Annotated in this window: 23 protein-coding genes and 1 pseudogene; 9 read left to right on the plus strand and 15 right to left on the minus strand. The window is 76.8% G+C overall.

The genetic code is table 11. The features are described 5' to 3' along the window. The first annotated feature begins 86 nt into the window (after window positions 1–86). From F7P10_RS16125 to F7P10_RS16135, 3 genes are read left to right on the plus strand one after another with little or no spacing between them, the layout of a single operon-like run. Window positions 87–1,058 (plus strand): ABC transporter permease, encoded by a 972-nt coding sequence (locus F7P10_RS16125; RefSeq protein WP_254716626.1) that lies wholly within the window; start codon window positions 87–89, stop codon window positions 1,056–1,058. Beyond that, window positions 1,055–3,322, plus strand: a complete 2,268-nt coding sequence (locus F7P10_RS43335; RefSeq protein ID WP_254716627.1) for an ATP-binding cassette domain-containing protein — start codon at window positions 1,055–1,057, stop codon at window positions 3,320–3,322. Before F7P10_RS16125 ends, F7P10_RS43335 begins: the two co-directional genes overlap by 4 nt. After that, window positions 3,309–5,927 carry a methyltransferase gene (locus F7P10_RS16135; protein WP_151010093.1) on the plus strand — a complete coding sequence of 873 codons (2,619 nt, stop codon included), beginning with the start codon at window positions 3,309–3,311 and terminating at the stop codon, window positions 5,925–5,927. The genes F7P10_RS43335 and F7P10_RS16135 overlap by 14 nt, the downstream gene beginning before the upstream one ends. Before the next feature lie 76 nt (window positions 5,928–6,003). Here F7P10_RS16135 and F7P10_RS16140 read toward each other — a convergent pair whose 3' ends face one another. Beyond that, window positions 6,004–6,930, minus strand: coding sequence for an NAD(P)/FAD-dependent oxidoreductase (locus F7P10_RS16140; RefSeq protein ID WP_151010094.1), 927 nt, complete (start codon window positions 6,928–6,930; stop codon window positions 6,004–6,006). A gap of 56 nt (window positions 6,931–6,986) precedes the next feature. Here F7P10_RS16140 and F7P10_RS16145 point away from each other — a divergent pair, with 56 nt between their 5' ends. Beyond that, on the plus strand, window positions 6,987–7,742 hold the full coding sequence (locus tag F7P10_RS16145) for a thioesterase II family protein (protein WP_151010095.1): 756 nt from the start codon (window positions 6,987–6,989) through the stop codon (window positions 7,740–7,742). Between the two features lie 15 nt (window positions 7,743–7,757). Here the strand turns inward: F7P10_RS16145 and F7P10_RS16150 are convergent, their stop codons facing one another. The 10 genes from F7P10_RS16150 to F7P10_RS16200 all read right to left on the minus strand — a co-directional run bounded on the left by F7P10_RS16150 (window position 7,758) and on the right by F7P10_RS16200 (window position 16,160). Then, window positions 7,758–8,522, minus strand: a complete 765-nt coding sequence (locus F7P10_RS16150; RefSeq protein WP_151010096.1) for a trans-aconitate 2-methyltransferase — start codon at window positions 8,520–8,522, stop codon at window positions 7,758–7,760. Between the two features lie 55 nt (window positions 8,523–8,577). Further along, window positions 8,578–9,654, minus strand: coding sequence for a saccharopine dehydrogenase NADP-binding domain-containing protein (locus F7P10_RS16155; RefSeq protein WP_151010097.1), 1,077 nt, complete (start codon window positions 9,652–9,654; stop codon window positions 8,578–8,580). Beyond that, window positions 9,651–11,660, minus strand: coding sequence for a phosphopantetheine-binding protein (locus F7P10_RS16160; protein ID WP_254716628.1), 2,010 nt, complete (start codon window positions 11,658–11,660; stop codon window positions 9,651–9,653). The genes F7P10_RS16155 and F7P10_RS16160 overlap by 4 nt, the downstream gene beginning before the upstream one ends. Beyond that, complete coding sequence (locus F7P10_RS16165; RefSeq protein WP_151010098.1) at window positions 11,657–12,796, minus strand: class I SAM-dependent methyltransferase; 1,140 nt, start codon at window positions 12,794–12,796, stop codon at window positions 11,657–11,659. Before F7P10_RS16165 ends, F7P10_RS16160 begins: the two co-directional genes overlap by 4 nt. Next, window positions 12,790–14,124: an FAD-dependent monooxygenase gene (locus F7P10_RS16170; RefSeq protein WP_176611493.1), complete on the minus strand. Its 1,335-nt coding sequence runs from the start codon at window positions 14,122–14,124 to the stop codon at window positions 12,790–12,792. Before F7P10_RS16170 ends, F7P10_RS16165 begins: the two co-directional genes overlap by 7 nt. A 123-nt stretch (window positions 14,125–14,247) precedes the next feature. Beyond that, a complete protein-coding gene (gene rpmF, locus F7P10_RS16175) occupies window positions 14,248–14,418 on the minus strand; it encodes a 50S ribosomal protein L32 (RefSeq protein WP_151010100.1) in 171 nt (56 codons plus the stop codon). A gap of 8 nt (window positions 14,419–14,426) precedes the next feature. Then, entirely contained in the window at window positions 14,427–14,732 is a 306-nt protein-coding gene (gene rpsN, locus F7P10_RS16180; protein ID WP_151010101.1) for a 30S ribosomal protein S14, read from the minus strand. Continuing rightward, window positions 14,732–14,968, minus strand: coding sequence for a 50S ribosomal protein L28 (gene rpmB, locus F7P10_RS16185; RefSeq protein WP_151010102.1), 237 nt, complete (start codon window positions 14,966–14,968; stop codon window positions 14,732–14,734). The genes rpsN and rpmB overlap by 1 nt, the downstream gene beginning before the upstream one ends. A gap of 266 nt (window positions 14,969–15,234) precedes the next feature. Further along, a complete protein-coding gene (locus F7P10_RS42370) occupies window positions 15,235–15,792 on the minus strand; it encodes a hypothetical protein (RefSeq protein ID WP_176611494.1) in 558 nt (185 codons plus the stop codon). Continuing rightward, window positions 15,789–16,160, minus strand: coding sequence for a DoxX family protein (locus F7P10_RS16200; protein WP_151010104.1), 372 nt, complete (start codon window positions 16,158–16,160; stop codon window positions 15,789–15,791). The genes F7P10_RS42370 and F7P10_RS16200 overlap by 4 nt, the downstream gene beginning before the upstream one ends. 245 nt (window positions 16,161–16,405) lie before the next feature. Here F7P10_RS16200 and crtI point away from each other — a divergent pair, with 245 nt between their 5' ends. From crtI to F7P10_RS16215, 3 genes are read left to right on the plus strand one after another with little or no spacing between them, the layout of a single operon-like run. Then, a complete protein-coding gene (gene crtI, locus F7P10_RS16205; protein WP_254716629.1) occupies window positions 16,406–17,869 on the plus strand; it encodes a phytoene desaturase family protein in 1,464 nt (487 codons plus the stop codon). Beyond that, a complete protein-coding gene (locus F7P10_RS16210) occupies window positions 17,866–18,801 on the plus strand; it encodes a phytoene/squalene synthase family protein (protein WP_151010106.1) in 936 nt (311 codons plus the stop codon). Before crtI ends, F7P10_RS16210 begins: the two co-directional genes overlap by 4 nt. Beyond that, window positions 18,785–19,780 carry a phosphate acyltransferase gene (locus F7P10_RS16215; protein ID WP_151010107.1) on the plus strand — a complete coding sequence of 332 codons (996 nt, stop codon included), beginning with the start codon at window positions 18,785–18,787 and terminating at the stop codon, window positions 19,778–19,780. The genes F7P10_RS16210 and F7P10_RS16215 overlap by 17 nt, the downstream gene beginning before the upstream one ends. Window positions 19,781–19,785: 5 nt before the next feature. Here the strand turns inward: F7P10_RS16215 and F7P10_RS16220 are convergent, their stop codons facing one another. Beyond that, window positions 19,786–20,463: a spheroidene monooxygenase gene (locus tag F7P10_RS16220; protein ID WP_254716771.1), complete on the minus strand. Its 678-nt coding sequence runs from the start codon at window positions 20,461–20,463 to the stop codon at window positions 19,786–19,788. A 40-nt stretch (window positions 20,464–20,503) separates the two neighbouring features. Between F7P10_RS16220 and F7P10_RS16225 the strand changes: the two genes are divergently transcribed. After that, a complete protein-coding gene (locus F7P10_RS16225) occupies window positions 20,504–21,232 on the plus strand; it encodes a glycerol-3-phosphate acyltransferase (protein ID WP_254716630.1) in 729 nt (242 codons plus the stop codon). A gap of 202 nt (window positions 21,233–21,434) precedes the next feature. Here the strand turns inward: F7P10_RS16225 and F7P10_RS44370 are convergent. The 3 genes and pseudogenes from F7P10_RS44370 to F7P10_RS16240 all read right to left on the minus strand — a co-directional run. Then, window positions 21,435–22,229 (minus strand): annotated as a pseudogene (locus F7P10_RS44370) (glycosyltransferase family 2 protein); the annotation flags it as partial. Beyond that, on the minus strand, window positions 22,226–23,698 hold the full coding sequence (locus F7P10_RS16235) for an NAD(P)/FAD-dependent oxidoreductase (protein ID WP_254716631.1): 1,473 nt from the start codon (window positions 23,696–23,698) through the stop codon (window positions 22,226–22,228). The gene F7P10_RS16235 and the pseudogene F7P10_RS44370, both read right to left, overlap by 4 nt. Then, the gene (locus F7P10_RS16240; protein WP_254716632.1) at window positions 23,695–24,474 is read right to left on the minus strand and encodes a carotenoid biosynthesis protein; all 780 of its coding nucleotides are present in this window, start codon (window positions 24,472–24,474) and stop codon (window positions 23,695–23,697) included. Before F7P10_RS16240 ends, F7P10_RS16235 begins: the two co-directional genes overlap by 4 nt. 141 nt (window positions 24,475–24,615) lie before the next feature. Here F7P10_RS16240 and F7P10_RS16245 point away from each other — a divergent pair, with 141 nt between their 5' ends. After that, window positions 24,616–26,112, plus strand: coding sequence for a cryptochrome/photolyase family protein (locus tag F7P10_RS16245; RefSeq protein ID WP_151010109.1), 1,497 nt, complete (start codon window positions 24,616–24,618; stop codon window positions 26,110–26,112). Window positions 26,113–26,125: the final 13 nt, after the last annotated feature.

Consider the following 26,125-nt stretch of genomic DNA (forward strand, 5'->3'; position numbering starts at 1 on the left):
TGACGAGACGGCTCGCGCGGCGGGCCGAGCGACGGGCCGAGCGACGGGCCGAGCGACGGCCTGCGTGGCGGCCCGCGCGGCGGTTCGTGTCGCAGCTCGTGTCGCGGCCCGCGTGGCGGCTCGTGTCGCGGTTCGTCGTGCGGCCGGCGGTGGTGCTGTTCCTGGTGTCGGTGGCGGTGTTCGGGGCCACCGAACTCCTCCCGTCGGACGCGGCGCAGGCGCGCTCCGGCGGGCGGGCCTCGGCCGGCCAGGAGGCGGCGCTGCGCGCCGAGCTCGGCCTGGACCGGCCCGCGTGGGAGCGCTACGCGAGCTGGGCGGGCGGGCTGCCGCGCGGCGACGCCGGGCGCTCGCTGGTCACGGACCGTCCGGTGAGCGCGGTCGTGGCCGAGCGCCTGCCCGCGACGCTGGCGCTGGCGGGCTGCGCGCTGGCCGTGGCGGTGCCGCTGCTGCTCGTGCTCGCCTGGGCGGCCGGGACGGCGGCGCACGCCGGGTCCCGCGCCGCCGGGCCGCTCGGCGGGCTGATCACCGGGGCCGCGGCGGTCCCGCAGATCGTGTTCGCGGCGGCGCTCGCCGTCGCGTTCGCCGGGCCGCTGCGCCTGCTGCCACCGGTGTCGCTGCTGCCCGCGACCGGCTCGCCGCTGGACGCGCCGGAGATCCTGGTGCTGCCCGCGCTGGCGCTCGCCGTCCCGGCCGCGGCGTACGGCGCGGTGCTCCTCGGCGGCGGCGTCGCGGACGTCCTGCGCCGCCCGCACGTGACCGCCGCCGTGGCGCGCGGGGTGCCCCGCGCGCGGGTGGCGCTGCGGCACGTCCTGCCGCACCTCGCCGCCCCCGCCGCGCGGGTCGTCGCGCTGGTGGCGGGCGGGCTGCTGGCGTCCACCGCCGTCGTCGAGACGGTCTTCGGGTACGCCGGGCTCGGCGAGCTGCTCGTCGGGGCGGTCGGCACCCGGGACACGCCCGTCGTCCAGGCGGTGGCGATGCTGGCGGCGGTGGCGGTGCTCGGCGGCCTGCTGCTCGCCGACGCGCTGGCCGCCCTGACCCGGACCGGGGACGCCCGGTGAGGGCGGCGCTCGTCCTGTGGACGTCCGCGCTGCTGGGCGTCGTGCTGTTCGGGGACGCGCTCGCGCCGCACGACCCGTCCGCCTCCATCGGCGCGCCGTGGACCCCGCCCGGCCCCGGCGCGCCGCTCGGCACCGACGACGCCGGACGCGACGTGCTGTCCCGGCTGCTCGCGGGCGGCCGGGACCTCACCCTCGCCGCGCTCGTCGCCGCCGTCGCCGCCGCCGCGCTCGGCACGGCGGGCGGGCTGGCGGCGGGCTGGTCGGGCGGGCGTCCCGGCCGGATCCTGACCGGCGCGGCCGACCTGCTGCTGGCCGTCCCGTTCCTGCTGCTGGCGCTGGTGCTCGCGGTGGCGCTGCCGCCGGGCGCGGCGGTGACCGCCGCGACGGTCTGCGGCGGCGCGCCGCTCGGCCTGCGGCTGATCGGCGACCTGGTCCGGGACGCGCGCGGCTCCGGCTACGTCGAGGCCGCGCTGGGACGCGGCGAACGGGTGCCCGCCGTCCTGGCCCGCGAGGTGCTCCCGTCGATCGCGGGCGCGGCGACGGCCGACCTCGTCATGCGGTTCGTCATGGCGCTGCAGATCTCCACCGCGTTCGCCGCGCTCGGCTTCGGGCCGGGGCCGCAGTCGCCCGACTGGGGCGTGATGCTCAGGCAGAACCTCCCCGGGGCGTCCCTCAACCCGGCGGCCCTGGCCGCACCGGCGGGCGCGCTGGCCCTGCTGGCGGTGACCGCCGCGCCGGCCGCCGGGGGCGTCCGGCGGCGCGCGGCCGGACGTCCAGCGTCCCGTCCGGCGCGTTCCGGACACCGCGAAAGGACCTCCGGAACCGGGGATCCGGCCGATGGGCTGCGGGTGGACGGGCTCTCCGTCGAGACCGCCGCCGGTGACCCCGTCGTCGAGAAGCTGTCGCTGCACGCCCCGCCCGGCGAGGTGGTCGCGCTCGTCGGGCCGTCCGGCGGCGGCAAGACGACCGCCGTCCGCGCCGTGCTCGGCCTGCTGCCGCCGGGGCTCCGGCAGACCGGCGGCGACGTGCGCTGGCGCGGTGCGCCGGTCCCCTCCGGCCAGGCCGCGCGGCGCTGGCGGCGGACGCACGCTGCGCTCGTCGACCAGGACCCGGCGGGGACGCTCGACCCGCTGCAGACCGTCGGCAAGGCCGTCCTCGACGGGCGGCGGTTCCCGGCGGCCGAGGCGGACGCGCGGGCCCTGCTGGCCTCGCTCGGCCTGGACGCCGGGCGGCTCTGGACCAGGCGCGCCCACCGGCTGTCCGGCGGCCAGGCCCAGCGGGTCGCGCTCGCCCGCGCGCTCCTGGGCGATCCGCCGCTGCTCGTCCTGGACGAGCCGACCAGCGGGCTCGACCCGGCCGCCCTCGACCTCGTCGAGCAGGCGCTCGCACGGCGGCGCGCGAGCGGTTCGGTCACCGTCGTCATCTCCCACGACCGCGCCTTCGTCGACCGTGTCGCGGGGCAGGTGCACGAGCTGGGGCCCCCGGCCGCCGAACCCGTCCGGGCGGTCGGCGGCGGCGCGCGGGCGTCCGGCGAAGCGGTGGTCGAGATCGACGGGCTCGTGCTGCGCCGCGGGCCCGGTCTCCTGCTGGACGGCGCGGAGCTGACCGTGGCGCGCGGCGAACTGGTCACGATCACCGGCCCCTCCGGCTACGGCAAGACCACGCTGCTGCGCGCGCTGGCGGGTCTGCACCCGCCCGCCGCCGGGCAGGCCCGCCTGCTCGGCCGTCCCCTGCCCTGGCGGCTGGACGGCCGGGACCGCGCGGCGCTCCGCGCGGTGCAGCTCGTCGCGCAGGACCCGGCCGGAGCCCTGAACCCGGCCCATCGCGTGGGAACGGCCCTCGCCCGCGCCCTGACCCGCACCTCCGGAGTCACCCGCCGCCGCGCCCTCGCCGAGGTCCCGGACCTGCTCCGCAGGGTGGGACTCGAACCGGCGCTGGCCGGGCGGCGGCCCGGCGAGCTGTCGGGCGGGCAGCGGCAGCGGGTCGCGATCGCCCGCGCGCTCGCCGCCCGTCCGGTGCTGCTGCTCGCCGACGAGATCACCTCCGCGCTGGACGCGGCGTCCGCGGCCGGCATCCTCCGGCTCCTCGCGGACCTGCGGGCCGAGGGCCTGGCCGTGCTGCTGGTGACCCACGACGCCGCGGTCGCCGGCACCTCGGACCGCGTCCTGCGCCTGCACGACCGGACCCTCCACGCACACGTCCCGGACGAACCCGCCCGCCACGAACGCACGCCGGCCCGATGGGAGAGCGATGACCGCGCCTGATGTCCACGCCCTGCTCGACGCGCATCCCTGGATCGAGAGCGCACGGCCCGACGCCACCGGCGGGACGGTGCGCGTCCGCCCGGCCCCGTCCGCCCTCGCCGTGCGGCCCGCCCCAGGCGCGCTGGTCGAGGAGTTCCTCGACCACTGGGGCGAGGTCTACGACTGGACGTACGGCAAGGCGGAGGCTCGGCACGCCGACGACCTCGACCTGTCCGGCTGGCGGGCCTCCGGCACCGGCGAGCCGTTCCCGCCGGACCACATGCGCGAATGGGTCGCGCACACGGTCGGCCTGATCCTCGCCCACCGGCCGCGCCACGTCCTGGAGCTGGGCTGCGGCACCGGCCTGCTCACGCACCGGCTGCACGGCCGCGTGGCGGGGTACGTGGGCACCGACGTGGCCGAGGCCGCGGTGGAGCGGCTGGACGCCGCCGCGATCCCGTCCACCGCGTTCGTCCGGGCCGCCGCGCACCGGCCGGACGCGCCGCGGGTCCGCGCGGCGATGGAGCGGCTCGGGTTCCCCGGGGGCCGGGCCGACTTCGTCGTCCTGAACTCGGTGACCCAGTGCTTCCCGAACGTGCCGTACCTGGAGGCCGTCCTGCGCGCCGCCGTCGCGTCCGTCGCCCCCGGCGGGGCGGTCCTCGTCGGGGACGTGCGCGACGCCCGGCTGCTGCCCGCGTTCTGCCGGTGGATCGAGGAGGCCGCGGCACCGGACGCGGCGCCGGACGAGCTGGACCGGCGGGCCGCGGAACGCGCCGGGCGCGAGGCCGAGTTCCTCTTCGACCCGCCGCTGCTGGCCGGGCTGGCCGCGCGGATCGGCGCGGAGACGGGACGGCGGATCCGGCTCAGCGTGCACCCCAAGACCATGCGCGCCGACACCGAGCTCACCCGCTACCGGTTCGACGCGGTCCTGCGCGTGGACGCACCCGATTCCCCCGAGCCCGACCTCGTGAACTGGGACGATCTCCCCGGGGACCGCGCCGCCGCGCTCGCCGCCCGGCTCGGGCGGGGCCCGGCGCGCGTGCGCGGCGTCCCGTTCGCGCCGCTGTCGGACCGGCCGGGCGCGGTGACCGCCGCCGGGCTCCGGGACGCCGCCGGGCCGGACGCCGCGATCGTCGCCGACCCGCACGATCCGGCGAGCCTGGCGGTGGTGTCGCCCGCCGGATCGGCCGCCGCGCCCGTCGAGGAGATCGCCCCGGACCCGGCCACCGCCCACGAGCCGTTCGCCGCCTTCGTCGACCGCCGCCTGACCGAGGTCGCGCGGACCGTCCTGCGCCGGGCCGGAGCCCAATCCACGATCGTCATCGACCTTCCCGGCACCACGGGCACGGACGCCACGGACGCGGACGGCGCGGACACAGACGCCACGGACGCCACGAACACGGACGCCACGGGCACGGACGCCACGGGCACGGACGGCGCGGGCACGGACGGCGCGGGCACGGACGGCACGGACACCGGCCGCGCGGGCACGGGCTTGCCGCTGCGTGCGGCTGAAGTCGCGGGGGCGGTCGGGACGGACGGGGCCGAACTGACCGCGTTCCTGCGGCGGCTCGACGAGGTGGCCCTCATGGCGATGTGCGCCGCGCTTCGCCCGGCCGCCTCGGCGCTGGGGAACGGGTTCACGGCGCACGACCTCGGCGACCGCCTCCGCGTCGCCGACCGCCACCGCTGGATCCTGCGCCGCTGGCTCGCCGCGCTGGTCGACGCGGGGCACCTGTCGCGGACCGCGCGCGACGGGTACGGGTGGCTGCTGCACGTCACCCGAGGGCAGGTCGCCACGGCCGGCCGTGCCCTGGCGGAGCAGGGCGAGCGGGCCGGATACCCGGCGGAGACCACGGCGTTCATCCTCTCGGCGCTGGCGCGCCTCCCGGAGCTGCTCCGCGACGAGGTCCAGGTGCAGCAGTTGCTGTTCGGCGGGGACGGCGCCACCGCCGCCGACGGGGCGTACCGCGAGAACGGCGTGAACCGGTACCTGAACGCCGGGGTCGGGGAGGTGCTGCGGTGGGCGGCCCGCGAGCGGGCGCGCGGCGGCCCCCTGCGGGTGCTGGAGGCGGGCGCGGGCGTCGGCGGCACCACCGCCGAGGCGCTGGACGCCCTGTCCGGTGCGGAGATCGACTACCTGTTCACCGACGTCTCGCGCTACTTCCTGAACCTGGGCCGCGAGCGGTTCGGCGACCGGGCCGGGGTGCGCTTCGCCGCGTTCGACATCAACGCCGAACCCGAAGGGCAGGGCGTGGACACCGGTTCGCTCGACGTGGTGCTGTCGGCGAACGTCCTGCACAACGCCCGGCACGCCCCCCGCATGCTCGCCGGCCTGGGGCGGCTGCTCGCGCCGGGCGGGCTGCTGGTGTTCGTGGAGACCGTGCGCGAGCTGCCGTCGATCCTGGCGTCGATGCAGTTCCTCATGTCGGCCGCGCCCGGTGCCGAGCGGCTCGCCCCCGGCGATCCGCGCGCGGCCGAGGAGCGCGTCTTCCTGCGCGCGGCCGAGTGGGAGGAGCTCATGGGCCGGGCCGGGCTGCGGCCGTGGTTCCGGCTCCCCGCCGGCGACCATCCGCTCGCGGACGCGGGGCTGCACCTGTTCGTGGCCCGCCGTGAGCCCCGCTGAGGTCGTCCGGTCCGGCCGGACGCACGAGACGCCGGTGGCCGGGCGCGCGGGCCCGGCCACCGGTGCGGGGCCGCCGTCAGGTCCCGGATTCCTCCAGGTCGGAGCGGAAGAGGTCGCCGTCCATCCACAGCGCCGCGCGGACGCCGTCCGCCGCGCCGAGCGAGACGAGCGTCGCGGCGTCGGGCACGGCCGGGAGCTTGGCGGTGTCCCCGGCGGCGGCGACGCCCGGGACGGTCGTCTCCTGCAGCTCGTTGACGCGCACCGTGCCGTCGTCGAGGATCTCGCAGCCGAGCCCCGCCGCCAGTTCCGAGTGCTGCCGGGTCGGTGCCCGGTGGTAGATCGCCTGCCGCTCCAGCACCCGGCCGCCCGCGAAGTGCAACCGCAGGTCGTCGACGTCGCCGGCGATGCCGGTGATCGGCTCGGTGATCACCTCGACGCCGCGCTTCGCGACGCGCGCGGCGATCTCGTCGGGGAGCTCGAGCGGTCCGTGCGTGCACAGGACGACGTCGTCGCTGAAGCGGTCGGCGACGTAGAGGGCGAGCATCGCCTCCTGCGGGACCGTGGTGACGACGGCCAGCGTCTTCCCGGTGGTCTCCCAGCCGTGGCAGAACGGGCAGTGGAACACGCTGCGGCCGAACCGCTCCCCCAGCCCGGGGATGTCGTACGGCTCGTCCACCTGCCCGGTGGCGAGCACCAGCCGCCGGGCGCGCTCGGCCGTCCCGTCGGCGAGCTCGACGGTGAAGTCGCCCTTGGCGCCGCGCGCGGCCAGGACGGTTCCCGGACGGACCTCGACCGACGGGTAGGCGGCCAGTTCGTCCCGGCCGAGTTCCAGCAGCCGGGACGGCGGGAAGCCGTCCCGGCTCAGGTACATGTGCATCTCCGAGGCGGGCGCGTTGCGGACCTGCCCGCCGTCGACGACCAGCACCTTGCGGCGCTGGCGCCCGAACACCAGGGCGGCGCTGAGCCCGGCGGGGCCGCCGCCGATCACGATCACGTCATGCATCTCTGTCTCCAGTCGGTGTCGCTCGTACGGAGTCGTACGGAAAGGACGTTCTGAAAATGCGTGAGGAAGGCGGCGGCGCCCTGCGCCGGTTCGCGCCGCGCCCGGACGCCGCGCTGCGGCTGTTCTGCTTCCCGCACGGCGGCGGCGGGGCCGGGGTCTACGCCGATTGGGCGGAGGCGCTGCCGCCGACCGTCGAGCCGGTCGCGGTGCAGTACCCCGGCCGCGAGGACCGGCTGGGGGAACCCGTGCCCGCGGACATGGACGGGCTGGCGGACGCGCTCACCGCCGAGATCGCGCCCCTGACCGGCGGCCCGTACGCGCTGTTCGGCCACAGCATGGGCGCGACCGTCGCCTACGAGGTGGCCCAGCGGCTCCGGGCGCGGGGCGCCCGCCCGCCGGCGCACCTGGTGGCGTCCGCGCGGGAGGCGCCGCACGACGAGCGGGGCGGCGACGTGCACCGCCGGGACGGCGCGGGCCTGCGGGCCGAGCTGGCGCGGCTGGGCGGCACGCCGCCCGAGGTACTGCGCGATCCGGCGCTCCGGGCGATGATCTTCGATTACGTCCGTGCCGACTACCGGATCATCGAGACCTACCGGGCCCGGCCGCTGCCGCCGCTGGACTGCCCCGTCACGATGTTCCTCGGCGACCGGGACCCCGACCTCACCGCCGCCGAGGCGCTCGGCTGGCGCCGGGCGACGCGCGCGCGGGCCGAGCTGCGGATCTTCGCCGGAGACCACTTCTACCTGGTTCCGCAGCGGGCGGCCGTGCTGGCGGCGCTGCGGCAGATCCTGGCCGGACACGGCCCGCGCTGACCCGCCCACCGGACGTCAGCGCCGCCAGACGTGCAGGCCGGACGCCTCGGCGGGGTCCGGCCCGGCGGGCCGCAGGCCGGCGGCCGCCAGCTCGGCGGCCAGCGTCGCGTCGGAGATGACGTGGCAGTCGAACTCGGCGGTCTCCTCGCGGACGAGCGCGTCCCCCTCCAGGGTGCGGTAGGTGTTGATCCAGCGGACCAGCCCGTCGCCGACCGCCTCGGCGCGCGAGTGCGTCTCGTACCGGTACCGGCCCAGCGAGGCACCGGGGACGACGGAGGCCGGCACGTCCTCGGCGCGCTGCGGGTACTGCGCCTCCACGATCAGCAGGCCGCCGGGGCGCAGCCGTTCCGCCCACCGCCGCCACAGCCGTTCGCGGTCGTCCGGTGCGAAGTGCATGACGCAGTTGAGCAGGACGACCGCGTCGAGCGGCGTTCCCGGATCGGCGGCCATCGCGTCCTCGGGCAGCACGGTGACCCGGGCCGCCGCGCCGGGCTCGAGCGCGGCGAGCCGGGTGACGAGGCCGGTGCGCATGACGCGGGCGGGCTCGATCGCGAAGATCTCGGTGTCGGGGCCGAGCGACTCCAGCATCGCCCGGGTGAAGTACCCGGTCCCGGCACCGATCTCGGCGATCGTCCCGGCTTCCTTGAGGAGGCCCGCGAGCGCGGCGGCGACGGCGTTCCAGTGGTCGCGGGGGATGATCAGGTCGTAGTACGGGGCGTTGACCGCGTACCCCTCTCCGCGTTCCGCGCGGGCGGCCTCCCCGGCGGCGGTATCGGTCATGGTCGGCACCTTCCTTCCAGTGGGTTCGTGGTCGCGGGTTCGTGGTCGGCGGGTGTCAGGCGAGCTCGACGCCGGTGACCAGCGGGTCGTCGCGGAGCGCGGCCAGTGTCCCGGCGGGCGACAGCACGTCGGGGGCCGCGTGGGCGCCGGGCGGGATCGTGCCCGCGCGCAGCTCGCGGGCGGTGAGCGCCGCGACGACGCCGCTCAGCGCGTACGAGTCGGGCGTGTGCAGCAGGAGGCGGCGCGGGCGTCCCGGAGCGGGGTCGCGGGGGACGGCCTGGAAGAGCATCGCGTAGTACGGCCCGGTCGCCGCGAGGTCGGCGTCGGCCGCGGCGACCACCGCCGGGACGTGCTCGTCCGGCGCGGCGCCGTCGTCCGCCCACGCGCGGGCGAGCGCCTCGGGGATGGCCTCGGTGACGTACACCGTGTAGTTGCGCAGCTCAGCGACGCCCAGGTCCGCCGCGAGCCGGGACATCTCCGTCGACAGGAACGGCCACGCGTGCACCCGGTCCCGGAATCCCGGCAGCGACACCGACCGCAGCGGCTTCAGCGCGCCCGGGACGATCGCGCCGTCCCGCCACGCGGCCAGCGCGGTGCCGAAGCGCGGCCCGCGCGTCAGCAGCGCGTCCACCGCCGACAGCGGGCCGATCGCCGCGGCGCCGCCGACGTAGACGTCCAGCCGGGCGAGCGGCCCGTCCGCGGCCAGCAGCCGGGGCAGCAGCCCGGACAGGCCGGGCATCAGGCCGGCCGAGAAGACGGCGGCGCGCCGCCCGAGCCCGGCGGGCCCGTCCACGGTCAGGGCGTCGATCGCCACGAAGTCGCCCGCCGCGTCGACGTAGTGCGCGCCGCCCGCGAGCGCGGCGCGCGCCACCCGGTCCAGCACCCGGTACGAGGGCCCCGCGCAGTTGACCACGATGTCGCAGCCCGCGCAGAACTCGCGCAGCGCGGCGGCGTCGTCCAGGTCCACCCGGAACGGCTCGGCGGGGACGCCGAACGCCGCCTTGCAGACCCGCGCGGCGCGGTCCCGGTCGCGGCCGCCGACGCGGAGCGGGCCGGTGCCCCACGCGGCGAGCCGCTCGACGACGACGCGGCCCACCGTCCCGGAGCCGCCCAGCACCCCGATCGGCGTCATCGTCCCGTGCTCGCGGACGCCGGTTCGGCGGCCTCGGTCTCGCGGACGGCCGCCGCGAGCCCGGCGACCGTCGGCGCGTCCAGGAACCGCCGGACGCCCACGCTCGCGCCGGTGTCCTTCGCCAGCCGGGCCACGGCGCGGACGGCCAGCAGCGAGTCGCCGCCCAGGTCGAAGAACGACGCGGCGCGGTCCAGCACCGGCACGTCCAGGATCTCCTCCCACAGCAGCGCGATCCGCTGCTCCAGCGCGTCGGCGGGAGGTCCGGCCTCGGCGCCGCGCCGGGGCACCGCTCCGGCGCCGATCCGGAGGCCGTCCGCGTCCGCCGCCGGGTCGACGGCGGCGGGGAGGTCGACGGCCCGGTCCCAGCCCGGCCCGTCGGCCAGCGCGCCGATCAGCTCGACCAGGTCGCCGAACGCGGCGTCCACCTCGCCGGGGTCGAACAGCTCGCCGACGAGCGAGAACGCGACCGCCATCGCGCCGTTCATCTCCCAGAAGCGGGCCTCCAGCGCGACCTGGGGGGTGCGGAGCTGGTGGAAGAAGTCGTCGAAGTCGAGGTCGCCGAGCGGCCCGGCGGACGTCGCCTGCCGCTCCCCGATCGCCGCGTCCATGCCCAGCGTGCTCTGGAAGACGATCGGCGCGACCGGACGCGTCGTCCCGCGCCGCCGGGCCAGCTCGCGCGACACCTCCACGCCGGTGATGAGGTTGTGCGCGGCGTGGTCGGCGAAGCCGCGCTGCCGGTCGGCGGCCAGCTCCGCGAACGTCCGGTCCGCCGCCAGGTCCACCGGCACGAGCATCGTCGCGGCGAACGCGCCGATCGTCCGGTGGATGTCGGGGTGCAGCGGCAGCCGGTTGAGCTGGAGGGTGTTGAGCAGCATGCGGCGGTGCCCGGCCCAGCGCGACAGGACGACGGCGAACGCCGTGAGCATCGCGGCCGACGGGGTGACCTCGCGTTCGGCGCACCGGTCCCGCAGCGCCGCCCAGCGCTCGGGGGCGAGCAGCGCCTCCCGCGTGTCCATGAGTTCCGGCGCCGCCTCGCGGGGGTCGGCGCGCAGCGGCAGGGCCGGTGGCGGCGGCGCGTCGTCCAGCCGGTCCCACCACCAGTCGCGGTCCGCCGCCCACGCGTCGGTCTGCCGCAGCCGCCCGATCGAGTGGACGTAGTCGCCGAAGTCGACCTCCAGCGGGGCCGGGACGGCGTTCCAGTCGGCGGCGAGCGTCAGCAGTTCGCGGTTCAGGACGGTCGCCGACCAGCCGTCCATCGACAGCAGGCTCATCGCGGTGTGCAGCCGCCCCCGGCCGTCCGGCAGCAGCGTCAGCCGGACGTCCAGGCCCGGCCCGGACAGCGGGTCGGGCCCCGTCGTCCCCATCTCCCGGCGCAGGCCCTCCAGCGTCGCGGCGGCCTCCGCCTCCCCCGCCCCGCGCAGGTCGTACACGCGGGGCCGGGGGATCGCCCCCGGCGCGTCCGGCGGGAGCACGAACTGCTCCCCCTCGGCCGTGAGCCGCGCCCGCAGGGTGGGCTGGTGCAGCGCCAGCCGGTGCAGCGCGTCCGCCAGCGTCTCCTCCGCCTCCTCGGCGTCCATCTCGCTCAGGCCGACGTCGCTGTAGAAGTGCGCCGACGCGTACGACAGCTCCCAGCCGCCGTGCTGGCCCACGAAGTACCCCTGCTGGAGGGGCATCAGCGGGAACGGGGCGGCCGGGTCGGCACGGCGCTCGATCTCCACCGGGAGCGCCCGCGCGGCGCCGCCGTCCCCGGCGGACCGGCGCGCGACCAGGTCGGCCAGCGCCGCCGGGGTGATCTCCACGGTGACGTCGGTCAGCGCCAGCTCCACCATGAGGCGCCTGCGCACCAGCGCCGACATCCGGACGGCGAGGACGGAGTCGCCGCCCAGCCGCAGGAAACTCGCGTCCGGCTCGATCTCGTCCGCGTCCAGGTCGAGGAGCTCGCCCCAGATCCCGGCGAGTTCCTTCATGACGCGGGCGCGGGCTTCGGCGGAAGCAGGGACGGTCAACGGGCTCTCCCTCGAAGGTCGGGTGCGGCGATCAGGAGGTGCTGGGAGAACGCCGCCAGCGGATGGTCGGGGCGGGGCAGTTCGAGGACGGGCGGCAGCCCGGCGGCGCCGAGTTCGGCCGTCCACTCCTCGCGGGTGAGGTACGTGCGTCGGGTCCCGGCCCGCCGGTCCCGGCGTTCGGTGCGGGCCTCGCCGGGCGGGGCGGACAGCAGGAACGGCATCGAGAGCAGCGACTGGTGATGCTCGTGGCAGGTCTCGATGAGCAGCACCGCGCCGCCGGGTGCCAGCACCGCGCGGACCCGTCCGAGCAGCTCCCCCAGGTGCGGGGCGTTGTGCGCGGCGTTCACCGCGACGACCAGGTCGAACGGCTCGGGCCCGCACCGCCCGGCGAGGTCGGCGCCGAAGTCGGCGCCGAAGTCGACGAGGGCCGTGCGCAGGAACGGGACGTCACCGAACCGCCGCCGCGCCGCCTCCAGGAAGAACGGCGACAGGTCGGTGAAGAGGTACTCGGCGGTGTGCCCCGCCAGGATGGGCAGGAGGTCGGCCGTGAGGGATCCGGTGCCCGCCCCGAGCTCCAGGACGCGGCGCTTGGCGGGCAGGGCGCAGACGGCGTCGACGGCGGCGGCGTTGAGGTAGCGGTTGACGGGGTTGTCCCGGTAGATCGCCGCGGCGGTACCGAGGTCGCCCTCGGGGAACAGCATCGCCTGCGCGCTCGCCCGGTCGGCGAGCAGGTCGGGCAGGGCGCGCAGCGAGTCCAGCAGGTACCGGGTGAGCCGCTCGGAGTAGCCGAGCGCGCGGCGGGCCCCGTCCAGGTCGCGGCGCAGCGCGATCAGCTCGGACCGGCGGCGGCGCCGGAACCCGTCGTGGCGCCCGGCCCCGGAGCGTTCGGCGAGGCCCTCGCCGGTGAGGGCGTCGAGCCAGTGCTCCACGATCCACGCGTGCCGGGGAGCGGCGCCCAGGACGGCCGCGATCTCCGCCGCCGCCAGCGGGCCCTTCCCCTCCAGCTCCTCCCCGAGGAACGCGGCGATGCCGTGCAGGACCGCCAGGTCGAGCCGCCGCACGGCCGCCGGGAACCCTTCGGGCTCGGCGGCGCCGAGCGCGGCCATGCCCGCCCGGTGGGCCGAGTCGGTCAGCACGCCGGGCCGGCCGGCGGACGGGACGGGCCGCGCGCGACCCGCGCCGCGAGCTCCGGCGACGCCAGGGCGTCCGGCTCGGCGAGCATCATCATCACGTCGAAGAAGGTCCGGTTGACGTCGGCGTCCACCAGCGCCAGCGCCATCAGCCGCGCCATGTACTCGCCCGCGTCGCGGGCCCCCTCGCCCCCCACGTCCGTGAGGTACGCGAGGTCCGCGCCGGTGGCGACCTGCCAGGCCCGCTCGTTCCCCGCCGCGATCTCCTTCTGCGTCGCGCGGCAGCCCGCGTCGCCGTCCAGCAGGCGGCCCAGCGTCTCGGCCGTCATCGCGGCCATCGACATGCCCTGCGCGTACACCGGGTTGACCGCGCACAGCGCGTCGCCCGCCAGGAGCAGGCCGTCCGGCCAGGCGGGCAGGTCCTCGTACCGGTACCGCTCGTTGGCCATGTGCCGGAACCCGTGGACGGGCCCGGCGGGGACGGCGTCCCGCACGACGTCGTGCAGCACCGGATGCCGGAGGCTGCCCGCGAACTCCAGGAAGCCCTCGGGATCAACCGGCGGGTGATCGTCGAGGTACCCGTACAGCGAGACCAGCCACCGGCCGCCCTCGACCGGGACCAGCGCCCCGCCCCGCAGCGGCTGCCCCTCGCCCGGCTGGATCGAGATGATCCGCCACTCGTCGGCGAAGCCCGCGGGCATCTCGTACAGCCGGCTGCTGTAGCCCGGACGGGAGTCGATCCGCTCGACCTCCGGTTCGTCCAGGCCGAGCGCGCGCAGCCACCCGCGGCCGCCGGACCCGCGCCCGGACGCGTTCACGACCAGGTCGGCGGGGACCTCGTCCACCCCGCCGCTTCGGTCACCGCCCCGGGTGCGTACCCGCACGCCCGTGACGCGGGCCGCGTCACCGGCGAACCCCACGGTCTCGGTCTGGTCGCGGAACCGGACGCCGTCGAGCCCGGCCACCGAGGTCCGCACGACGTGCTCGACCAGTTCCCGCGTGGCCGACGGCACCGTGTGCGAGGGCGCGAAGCGGTGGCACCAGCCCGCCGGGCTCAGCCACAGGTGGTCGTAGGGCGTCCGCAGCGGGACGGCGCCCGCCTCGTACAGCCGCTCGGTGAAGCCGGGCAGCAGCCCGTCCAGGGCGCGCTGCCCGGCCCCCATCAGTGAGTGCAGGTGACGGCTCTGCGGCACGCCCGGCCGGAACCCCGGAGCCTCCCCGAGCGCGTCGCGTTCCAGCACCGTGACCCGCTCGAAGCGGCCCGCCAGCGCCGCCGCCGCGGTCAGCCCCGCGATCCCCGCCCCGACGACGACGGCATGCTCCCGTTCCTCCACCCGCCACCCCAATCCGGAATGAAAACCGTTATCACTACCAATATCACGCTTTCATCCCGGAAGGAACGCATCCGGACACCCCCCGCCCCGGTGCGGGCGGGCCGCGCGCACCGGGGCGGGGGGTCACGCCTCGTCGGTTCGCAGGCCGTTCTGGTAGGCGCGGACGAGGTTGCGCGGGACGAGCGTCCTGCGCCCGTCCACGGTGATGGGCACCAGGTCGGGACGGGACGCCTTCCACTGCGAGCGGCGCTTGCGCGTGTTGCTCCTGGACTTCTTGCGCTTGGGGACGGCCACGAGTGCTCCTACCAGCTCGACTTGGTGATGCCCGGCAGTTCGCCGCGGTGCGCCAGCTCGCGGAACCGGACCCGCGACAGGCCGAACTTGCGCAGGTGCCCGCGCGGACGGCCGTCGATCGAATCGCGGTTGCGGACGCGCGTCGCGCTGGCGTCGCGCGGCTGGCGGCGCAGCTCGCGCACGGCTTCCTCGCGGATCTCCTCGGCGGTGTGCGGGCTGCGGATCAGCCGCTTCAGCTCGGCGCGGCGGGCCGCGTGCCGGGCCACGACCTCCTTGCGGCGCTCGTTCGCGGCGATCTTGCTCTTCTTGGCCATCAGACCTTCTCCCCTCGGGCCCGGATGCGGGCGACGGCCGCCTCGATGCCGATCTTGTCGATCGTCTTGATCGCACGGGCCGACAGCCGCAGCCGCACGTGCCGGTTCTCGCCGGGCAGCCAGTACCGCTTCGTCTGGATGTTGGGGTCGAACCGCCGTGAGGTGCGCCGGTGCGAGTGCGACACCCGCTTGCCGAACACCGGCTCGGCGCCGGTCAGCTGACAGCGACGGGACATCCGGACTCCCCTCCGATCGGCGCATGGACGCCGGAGCCTCCACGCGCCCGGGGGCGGGCGGGCCCGTCCCACCGACGAGCCGAGGACGCACCACCCCCGACATGCGATGGTATCGATAACCGTTTTCACTCGCAGCACCCGCACCTCCGGGGACCGCGCAACGCCGAGGGGCGGTGCGGCCGACGCGCGGCCGCACCGCCCCTCCGTGTAGGACGCGGTCGAGATCTACCCCTCGGGGCGATCACGCCGAACCGGAAGCACCGATCTCACTCGACCCCGGGGCATTCCTTTTCCGTGTTGTTGTAGTTCCTCCACTGCGCCGTGTCCGTCGAGCCGGAGACGACCTGTCCGTTCTTGATCAGCCTGACCCTGAACCAGAAGCAGTGTTTTTCGGCGAGGTTGTACGGCTGCTTCATGGAGGCCCGATACTCCACACCGAATCCGGCCCCCTGGAAGGTTCTCGTGTATTCGCCGACGTCGGGGTCTTTTGTCTCGTTGCGAACGGTCACCTGGACCGTGGCGCCGTCGTCCTGCAGGTCGGAGATCCTGACGATGTCGCCGTTCGGCCAGAAGTCGACTTCTCCGCCGGGGTTGTCGTCGTCGGTGCGCATCGAGTGGTGCGGACCGGGGTGGTCCGCCGCCGTCAGGGGAACGCTGCGCGGCGCCGGGGATTCGCCGGGAGGCGCCGACGCGGCCTGCGCGGGGGCGGCCTGCGCGGGGGCGGCGGCCAGCGCCCACGGCAGCACCGTGGCGAGGGCGAGGGCTCCCGTGGCGGTTGTCCTCTTCATCTGCTTCCCTTTCTCTCTCGCCGCCGGGTTCGTCACCAGCCGTAGGGGCCGAATCGCCCCGCGGCGACGAGCACGGCGAGCACGAACAGGACCGTGTTCACCGGCAAGCCGGACGGTTCCTTGCGACGCAGGTGCATGGCCGCCGCCAATGCCATCAGGACGGCCAGTCCGGTCGCGGCGGCCGGCGTCAGGACCGGGGCGATCCCCGTGGCGGCAGGCGCGATCAGCCCGATCGCGCCGAGCAGTTCCAGCACGCCGATGAACCGCACCAGGGCGGGCGGGAAATCCCGCACCCACGGGTATTTCGTGGCCTGCCCGGCGATCGGACGGAAGGTTCTCTCGAGGGCGGACATGGCGAAAATGGCCGCCAGGATCCCTTGCAGGATCCACAGGAGCACGTTCATCGAGTGAACCTTTCTGCGTCGCCGTCCGGCCTTCCGGCTCATGCATGAGACGCCGCAGCCGCGCCGAATGTGACACCCGTGCGCCGCCCGTGCCCCTGACCGGCTGTGACGTGGCGCGACGGTTCGTGGGCAAAAACCGTCCAAGGCCTGCTTGTGCGGCGTGTCGGCGGGTACGCCGCGACCGATCACCAAGGGGGGACGATGATCGGCACCGCGGCGGGGCGGCACGGCTCGGGCGGGCGGCCTTGACGGCCGCGCACGGCCCCGTCGTGGTGGTCGGCGCGGGCCTGGCCGGGCTGTCGGCCGCGATCCACCTCGCCGCCCGCGGCCGCGAGGTCGTGGTCGTCGAGGCGGACGCGGGGCCGGGAGGGTGCTGCGGGTCGGCGAGGGTCGGGCCCTACCGGTTCGACACCGGCCCGTCGGTCCTGACCATGCCGGACGTGCTGGCGGGCACGTTCGGCGCGGCCGGTGAGGACATCGACCGGTGGCTGCCGCTGCGGCGGCTGGACCCCTTCTACCGGCTGGCGTTCCCCGACGGCTCCCGGCTGGACGTCGTGGCGGGCGCGCGCGAGATGGCCGACAACGTCCGCGACCTGTGCGGGCCGGCCGAGGCCGCGCGGTACCTGCGGTTCCGGGCCCGGCTCGGGGCGCTGTTCGAGGCGCAGTGGGCGTCGTTCATCGACGCCGACATGACCCGGCTGCGCGACATGGCGCGCCCGTACGCGCTGCTGAGGCTCGCCGCGGCGGGCGGGTTCCGGCGCCTGGACCACTTCGTCGCCGGGCAGCTGAGCGACGAACGGCTCGTCCGGGCGCACACGTTCCAGTCGCTGTACGTCGGGCTCGCGCCGCACCAGGCGCTGGCCGTGTACGCGGTGGTGGCGCACATGGACACCGTCGGCGGCGTCTACTTCCCCCGCGAGGGCGGCATGCACGCGGTCCCGAGGGCGCTGGCGGACGTCGCGGAGAAGGCGGGCGCCCGCATCCGGTACGGCGTGCGCGCCGAGCGGATCGAGACGGACGCCGGCGGGGTGCGGGCGGTGCGGCTGGACACCGGCGAGCGGGTGGCCGCGAGCCACGCGGTGATCGCCTGCGACCGGGTGCGGGCCCAGTCGGACCTGCTGCCCGGACGCGCGGACGACTGGCGGCTGCGGCGCCCCCGCTACTCGCCGTCCTGCCTGGTCATGCACGTCGGGCTGGAGCGGCGGACGCCCGGCCGGGCGCATCACACGCTGCATTTCGGCCGGGCGTGGCGGGCGACGTTCGCCGCGCTGTCGGCCGGACGCCCGCAACCCGACCCCAGCCTGCTGATCACCTACGTCGAGGACGGCGCCCCGCCCGGCCGGGCGACGCTCAGCGCGCTCGAACCCGCACCGAACCTGGCGTCCGGCGCCGACTGGGAGCTGCTCGCCCCGCGGCTGCGGGACCGGCTGCTGGGCCGCCTCGCCGACCTGGGCTACGGCGATCTGTCCGGGCGGCCGCGGCTGACGTTCGATCCGCCGGCGTGGGCGCGGCTGGGGCATTCGGCGGGGACGCCGTTCGCGCTCGACCACCGGTTCGCGCAGACGGCCTGGCTGCGCCCGTCCGGCCGCAGCCGCCGCGTCCCCGGCCTGCACTTCGCCGGCATGTACACCGCCCCGGGCGTCGGGGTGCCACCCGCGCTGATCTCCGGCCGGCTCGCCGCCGCCCGGATCCTGGAGGGCCGCCGATGACCCGTCCGATCACGCTGACGGCCAGCTACGAGCACTGCCGGCGCGTCAACGCCCGGCACGGCCGCTCGTTCTACCTGGCGACGCTGCTGCTGCCCGAGTGGAAGCGCAGGCACGTGCACGCGCTGTACGGGTTCGCCCGCCACGTCGACGACGTCGTCGACGCCACCGGGCCCGGCTCCCGCGCGGGGCGGGCGGCGGCGCTCGACGGCGTGACGGCGCGGCTGGAGGCGAGCATGGCCGGGGAACCGGTCCGGGACCCGGTGCTGCCCGCGTTCGTGCACACGGTGCGGTCGTTCGGCATCGAGCACGGCGACATCGAGGCGTTCATGTCCTCGATGCGGGCCGACCTGACCGTCACCCGCTACGACACCTACCGGGACCTGCTGGCCTACATGGAGGGGTCGGCCGCCGCGATCGGGCTGATGATGCTGCCGGTGCTGGAGACCGTGCCGGGCGCGGCCCGGACGGCGCGCGAGCCCGCCGCGGAACTCGGGCGGGCGTTCCAGCTCACCAACTTCCTGCGGGACGTGGCCGAGGACCTGGCCCGCGACCGCATCTACCTGCCGCTGGAGGACATGCGGAAGTTCGGGGTGCGCGAGGCCGAACTGGAGCGCGGCGGCGCCGGCCCCGGGATGCGCGAGCTGGTGGCCTTCGAGGCGGAGCGCGCCCGCCTCCACTACCGGCGCGCGCGGGAGGGCATCGAGATGCTGGTGCCGTCCTCGCGCCCCTGCATCCGGGCGGCGGCCGCGCTGTACGGCGGCATCCTGGACGAGATCGCCGCGGTCGGCCACGACGTGCTGGGGGGACGGGCGCGGGTGCCGCGGCGCCGCCGGGCCGCGATCTACGTGCGGCACCTGGTGGCCGCGTCCGCCGCCGCCCGCGCCGAGCGGCGGCCGCCTCCGGCGGGGAGCCGGCATGGCCGCGCCCGGTGACGTCCCGCGCCCCGCGGGTGCCGGACGGCCGGGACGTCCGGTCGTCCTGGACGCGATGGGCGGCGATCACGGGCCCGCGGAGACGGTGCCGGGCGCGCTGGCCGCCCACCGCGAGGAGGGCGTGCGGGTGCTCCTGGTCGGCGACCGCGAGCGGGTGGGCCGGGAGCTGCGCCGGCACGGCGGGGCCGGTGAGCTGGAGGTGGTGCACACCGACGGCGTCGTGCCCATGGCGGACGCGGGCGCGCGGGCGGCCGCCCGGCCCGCGACCAGCCTGATGGTCGGCTGCGAGCTGGCCCGGCGCGAAGGGGCGGCCTTCGTCTCGGCCGGTGCGACGGGCGCCGTGGTGACGTGTGCCGTCCGGGTCCTCGGGCGCGCACCGGGGGTGCTGCGTCCGGCGCTGGCCGTCGCGCTGCCCACGGCGACCGGCTCCACCGTGCTGGTCGACGCGGGCGGCACCGCCGACCCGACCGCGCCGATGCTCGCCCAGTTCGCCGTCCTGGGCTGCGGCCACGCGCGGGCGGCGCTGGGCGTTCCCGACCCGCTCGTCGGGTTGCTGTCGATCGGTTCCGAGCCGGGCAAGGGCAACCGGCTCGTCCGCGAGGCCGCCCGGCTGCTGCCGGACCTGCCGGTGCGGTTCCACGGCAACGTCGAGGGCCACGACGTCCTGGCCGGAACCGTGGACGTGGTGGCGACCGACGGCTTCACCGGCAACGTGGTCCTGAAGAACATCGAGGGCTGCGCCCGCACCGTGCTGGGCATGGCCGCGCGCGGCGGCGCCGACCCGGAGGCGCTCGCACGGGTCGGGCGGCTCTACAGCGCCGACGCCCACGGCGGCGCGGCGCTGCTGGGACTGGACGGGTCGGTCATCGTCGCGCACGGGTCGTCCGGGGCCACCGCGATCGCGCGCGCCTGCGCGGTCGCCGCCACCCTGACCACAGTGGACCTCCTCGCGAGGTCGGCCGCCGAGGGCCGCACGTGACGTGCTCACTCGCCGGCGTGCGCGCGCAGCGGGTCGCGGCCGTCCCAGCTTCCCCGGCTCCCGTAGGGGACGAACCGCGCGAACAGCTCTTCGGAGTACCAGTCGTGCGCGCGCACCCGTCCGATCACGTCGCGGTGGGCGGCGTCCCGGTACGCGAACCGCCCGATCGCGGCCCCGTCCCGCCACAGCGAGAACGTCGCCTGCCGCGCCAGCGGCCACTCGCCCACCCCGATCGACGCCAGGCACCCGTCCTGGTCGCGCAGGGCGCGGTCCACCCGGGGGACCGACCGGTAGAAGGCCGCGAGCCGGTGCGGGCGGATGGACGCGCGGGTCAACACCGCCACCGGCCCGTCCGGCCCGTCCGGCGCGTCCGGTTCGTCCGGGGCCCGGCGGGGGGCGAGCGCGCCGAACGGGTCGCGGCCGCCCCAGCGTCCGCGCGAGGACAGCGGCCGCAACCGCACGTGCCACGCCTCCGCGGTCTCCCGGCGCCACCGGTCCGCCACCGGGGAGCGCTCCAGGAACCCGTCGAGGTCGGCCTCGCGGTCCCAGACCGCGAACAGCGCCCAGCGGCGCAGGTCCGCGCCCAGGCTCATGGAGCGGCCGCGGCCGGTGCCCAGCAACCGCCAGAAGGACAGTCCCGGAGCCGCTCGAAGTCTCGGACGGTCCAGCGCCATGTACCGCATGGCGTCCACGTTCGCGTACCTGAGGAGATGGAAGGAAGCGATGACGCCCGAACCCGTGCCGCCCGAACCCGTGCCGCCCGTTCCCGTCACGTCCGTGCTCGTCCCGGTCATCGGCGGCTACCTGCTCGGCTCGGTGCCGGTCGCGGTCCTGGTCGGCCGCGCCCACGGCTTCGACCCGCGCTCGGTGGGCGACCGCAATCCCGGCTTCTGGAACGTCATGGGGCGCCTGGGCGGACGCTCGGCCGCGCCCGTCTTCGCGGGCGACCTCCTCAAGGGCACCGCGGCGGGCCTGCTCGGCCTCGCGGTCGGGGGACGGCGGACGGGCCCGCTCGGGCAGGTCCGCGGCCGCAGCGTCGTCCCGGTGTACGCGGCGGTGGGCGCGGCGATGGCCGGGCACGCCTGGCCGCTGTTCGCCGGGCGGCGCGGCGGGCGGTGCGTCCTGACGTTCGCGGGCGGCATGGCGGTCATCTCCCCGCCGGCGTTCGGGCTCGGCCTCGCACTGCTCGGCGCCACCGGCCTGGCGACCGGCTCGTTCGCCACGGGCTCGCGCGTCGCGGTGTTCTCGCTGCCCGCGCTGCAACTGGCGTTCGCCCCCGCCGCCCACGTCGCCGGGACCGGGGCGCTGATGACCTTCATCGGCGCCCGCTTCGGCCAGGCCGCACTCGCCGAGCGCGCACGGCGCCGGTCCGGCCGCAGGTCCGGCCGTAGGTCCGGCCGCGCCAGGTGCGCGGGGGACGCAGGACGGACAGCGTCAGCCGGACGGCGCTGACCGGGTCCAGCAGCGGCGACAGCAGCAGACCGGGCCCCGGCGTGCGGTAGCTGCCGCGCAGCGCGGCCGTCAGCAGGAACCGCTGCCCCAGCAGCACGAGGTCGAGCGGCGCGGGACGTCCGGCCAGCAGGCGCAGCACCGGCAGCGCGGCGGTCAGCCACACCACCGCCAGATCACCCGCGAGCCCGGACGGCGCCGTCACGTCCCGCAGCGCGATCGAGCGGCCCCACTCCCGCCACACGTCGGTGGCGCCCGTGTGCATGTCGACCTCCAGCAGCGCGCCCGCGTCGGCGAACGCGACCCGCCACCCGTCGCGCGCCAGCAGCCGTCCCAGCGCGACGTCGTCGGTGAGGTGGCCGCGCACCCGCGCGAACCCGTCGGCCCGCGCCATCGCGTCCGCGCGGAAGGCCAGGCACTGGCCGTTGACCAGCAGCCGCCCGGGGCCGGGTGCGGCCGGGCCGACCGGCCCGAACCGGTACACCAGCGTGGCCAGGAACGACGCGTGCAGCGCCTGCTCGACGCCGCCGCCGGTGACGAAACGGGGGGCGGCGCTGACCAGGTCGCAGTCCTTCAGCAGGCCCGCGAGCGCCGCGCACAGCCCCCGCTGGGGCCGGGTGTCGGCGTCCAGCAGCACCACGACGGGGCCCGTCGCGGCTCGCAGCCCCTGCGCCAGCGCCCACTGCTTGCCCACCCACCCGGCGGGCGGTTCGGTGCCCGCGACGACGGTCGCGCCCAGGCCGGCGGCCAGCCGGGCCGTGCCGTCGCGGGACCGGTCGTCGACGACGATCACTTCGCGCACCGCCGGGTCGGCCAGCAGCGGCACCACGCACTCCCGGAGCCGGCGCTCCTCGTCGCGGGCGGGGATCACCACCGAGACCGGCTCCCCCGGCTGCGGATCGGGCGGCGCGGCCAGGGGCGGCGGACGGTCGCGCCCGCGCGCCAGCCGCGCCGCGACCACCAGCGCCGCGACCGCCTGGGCGGCGGCCCGCGCCCTCACGGCCGCACCGGACGGGCGGCCGGACGGGCGCCCGTCCGGGCCGCCGGGAAGTCCTCGTCGACCAGGGACGCCACGATGCGGCCGCTCATCGCCACCAGCGGGAGCCCGCCACCGGGGTGCGCCGAGCCGCCCACCAGGTACAGGCCGCGGCGAGGACCGCGGTTGCCCGGACGCAGCAGCGGCGCGAACCGCCCCCGGTACGCGGTGCCGTAGATCGCCCCGCCCCAGGCCCCGTAGCGGTCCCGCAGGTCGGCGGGGGTGAACAGCTCCACGAACCGCAGCCGTCCCGCCAGGTCGTGCCCGCGCCGGGCGAGCCGCTCCAGCACCAGGTCCCGGTACGCCTCCGGCGTCATCGGCCACCGCCGCAGGTCGCCCGCCGGGACGTTGACCAGCATCGTCCAGTTCTCCGCACCGGGCGGCGCCTGCGACGGGTCGTCCACCGCCGGGCAGCCGATGTAGACGGTCGGGTCCGCCGGCGGCACCCGCCGCTCGAAGATGTCGGCGAACTCGCGCCGGTAGTCGCCCGAGAAGACCACCGAGTGGTGCGGGAGCCTCTCGGTCCGGCCGTCCACGCCCGCGAGCATCAGGAACGCCGAGGACGAGCGGCCGAGCCCGGCGATCCGGCGCAGCCGCCGCCGGTCGGGCAGCAGCCGGCCGTACAGCTCGGCCGCGTCGGCGTTGACCACCACGGCGCCCGCCGCCTCGCGCTCCCCGGACGCCAGCACCACGCCCGTCACCGACTCGCCGTCGTCGGTGACCCGCACGACCCGGCTGCCGGTACGGACCTCGACGCCCGCGCCGTCCAGCAGGGCCGCCAGCTCGTCCGCCAGCCGGGGCAGGCCGCCCGGGACGTACCAGCCGCCGCAGTCGTGCTCGATCGCCGGGACGCACCCCAGCGCGGCCGGTGCCCGGTACGGGCTCGACCCCGCGTAGGTGGCGTACCGCCCGACGTACTGCCGCAGCCGCGGATCGTCGAAGAACCGGCGCGCGAGGCCGTGCAGCGTCCGTCCCGGCGCGACCGCCGCCAGGTCGGCGGGGCGGGCCTCGCGCGGGGGGCGGCCGAGCGGGCCCGCGAAGAACGTCCGCCGCGACGCCTCGAAGCACCGCCGCGCCCACGCGTGGAACGCGAGCCACGCCTCGCCCTGCCCCGGCGCCAGCCGCTCCACCTCGGCGGCCATCCGGGCCGGGTCGCGGTGGGCGCGCAGGACCGAGCCGTCCGCGAACCGGTACCGGCACAGCTCGTCCAGGGGGACGGCGCCGTGCGCGGCGCCCAGCTCCCGGAACAGGTCCGGGAGGGTGAGGAGCGAGGGCCCGAGCGAGAACGCGAAGCCGTCCCGGCGGCGCTCGGCGAGCTTGCCGCCCGGCCGGTCGAGCCGCTCGTGCAGCCGGACCCGGTGGCCGGCCCGCGCGAGCAGCAGCGCCGCGACCATGCCGCCGACCCCGCCGCCGACCACGATCACCTCGGTCACCGCATGCCCCCTCCGGACGCGGCCGCGCGCCTCGCGGCGAGCACGGTCGCCGGGATCGCGAAGGCGCCCATCGCCGTCCCGCCGGCGGCCGCCACCAGCGGGTCGCGCGGCCGGAACACCGCCGCGAACGCCAGCGTCTCCATCGCCGCCATCACCGCGTACGTCGCCACCAGCCCCGTCGCCGCGTCCCGGTCCGCACCGGCGAGCGATTCCAGCGCCGCCATCAGGAGCGCCGACACCCCCAGCCAGCCGGCGAAGTTGGTGACCGGCACGTCCCGGTACATCCCGCCCCGCTCCCATCTCCAGAGCCCCAGCCGCAGCATCTGCGGATCCAGGAACAGGTCCCACGCGGTGAGCGCCGCGGCCCCGGCCGCAATCCGCGTCCGGCGCCGCCCGTCCGGGACGAGCGTGGCCGCGACCCCGTGCGACGCCAGCCCCATGCCCGCCCACGCCGCCGCGACCGCCACCGGGACACCGCCCACCTGGGGCCGCAGGACCCCCGTGTAGGCGTACCGCCCGAACGGCACCCCCGACCGGACGCCGACCCACTCGGCCGCGTACCCCACGGCCACCGCGGCGCCCGCCGCCCGCGCCGCCCGCCCGGCGCCCAGCCGCGCGGCGGCGAAGCACCCCGCGCCCGCGGTCAGCAGGCCCACCACCGGGTTCGTCCACCGGACCGGGTCCGGCCGCACCCCGGACGCGACCTGTGCCGCGACCATCGACAGCAGGCACCCGGCCCCCATCGCCGCGTACCGGCCCCGCGATCTCGCTCCCACGACCCCCCGCTTCCCCCTCGGCGGGCGCGTTACCCGGAGCAGGGGCTCCTACACGGTTCGTGGGCGAATACCCCGGTGTAGGTGCGTGACCAGCGGGGATGTGCCGTCCTGACAGAACGCTGACCGTGTCGGAGGCATGCCGTGGGGACACAGGCCCCGTTCCACTGGCTGTTCGGTGACCAGCTGGGGCCGCACTTCCTGCGGCCGGGCGGCGAGGTCGTGATGATCGAGTCGCGCGCGGTCTTCCGCAGGCGCCGCTTCCACCGCGCCAAGGCGCACCTGGTCCTGTCCGCGATGCGGCACCGCGCGGCCGAGCTGGGCGACCGCGTCCGCTACGTCCAGGCGGAGACCTACCGCGACGGCCTCGCCCGGGCCGTGGGCGACGCGGCCGTGACCGTCCACCATCCGACCTCGCACGCCGCGCTCCGCTTCGTGCGGAGCCTGGAGCGGGTCGAGATCCTGCCGCCGCGCGGGTTCCTCGTCCGGCCGGACGCGTTCGCCCGGTGGGCGGACTCCGCCGGCGACGGGCGCCTGCGGATGGAGGACTTCTACCGCCGCGTGCGCCGGGACCACGACCTGCTGATGGACGGCGACCGTCCCGCCGGCGGCACGTGGAACCTGGACGCCGACAACCGCGAGCCCCCGCCCAAGGGCGCGGCGGCCCTGCCGGTGCCGGGCCCCTACCGGCCGCGCGAGGACGCCATCGACGAGCGGGTCCGGGACGACCTGGACCGGTGGGAGCGGGACGGCACGGTGTCGTTCGTCGGACGGGACGGGCCCCGCCGGTTCCCCGCGTCCCGCGCCGAGGCCAGGCGGGCGCTGCGCGCGTTCGTCCGGCGGCGCCTGCCCACGTTCGGCCCGTGGGAGGACGCGATCCTGGCCGGTGACTGGACGATGAGCCACAGCATGCTGTCCGCCGCGCTCAACCTCGGGCTGCTGGACCCGGCCGAGTGCGTCGAGGCCGCCGAAGCGGCGTACCGCTCGGGCGACGCGCCGCTCAACTCCGTCGAGGGCTACGTCCGGCAGGTCGCCGGCTGGCGCGAGTACATGTGGAATCTGTACTGGCACCTGGGCCCCGGCTACCGCGAGTCCAACGCCCTGGGGCACACCGCGCCGCTGCCGGACTGGTTCGCCGACCTGGACGCCGGCGCCGTCCGGGCGAACTGCCTGGCGACCGTCCTGGCGCAGGTCCGCGACCACGGCTGGGTCCACCACATCCCCCGGCTGATGATCCTGGGCAACCACGCCCTGCAGCGCGGCTGGGACCCGGCGGCGGTCACCGACTGGTTCCACCGCTGCTTCGTCGACGGGTACGACTGGGTGATGCTGACCAACGTCATCGGCATGTCCCAGTACGCCGACGGCGGCCGCATCACCACCAAGCCGTACGCGTCCGGAGGCGCCTACATCGACCGCATGAGCGACCTGTGCGGCCCCTGCGCCTACCGCCCCGGCCACCGCACCGGCGAGCGCGCCTGCCCCTACACCGCCGGGTACTGGGAGTTCGTCCACCGCCACCGCGAACGGCTCTCGCACAACTTCCGCACCGCCCGCGCCGTCAAGCAGCTCGGCAGGCTCACCGACCTGGACGACGTCCTGCGCGACGCCCGCCACCGCGATCCGGACGCGCCCCCTTGATCGAGCACACGCC

Origin of the sequence: Actinomadura sp. WMMB 499 (assembly GCF_008824145.1) — a bacterium.
Lineage (GTDB): Bacteria > Actinomycetota > Actinomycetes > Streptosporangiales > Streptosporangiaceae > Spirillospora.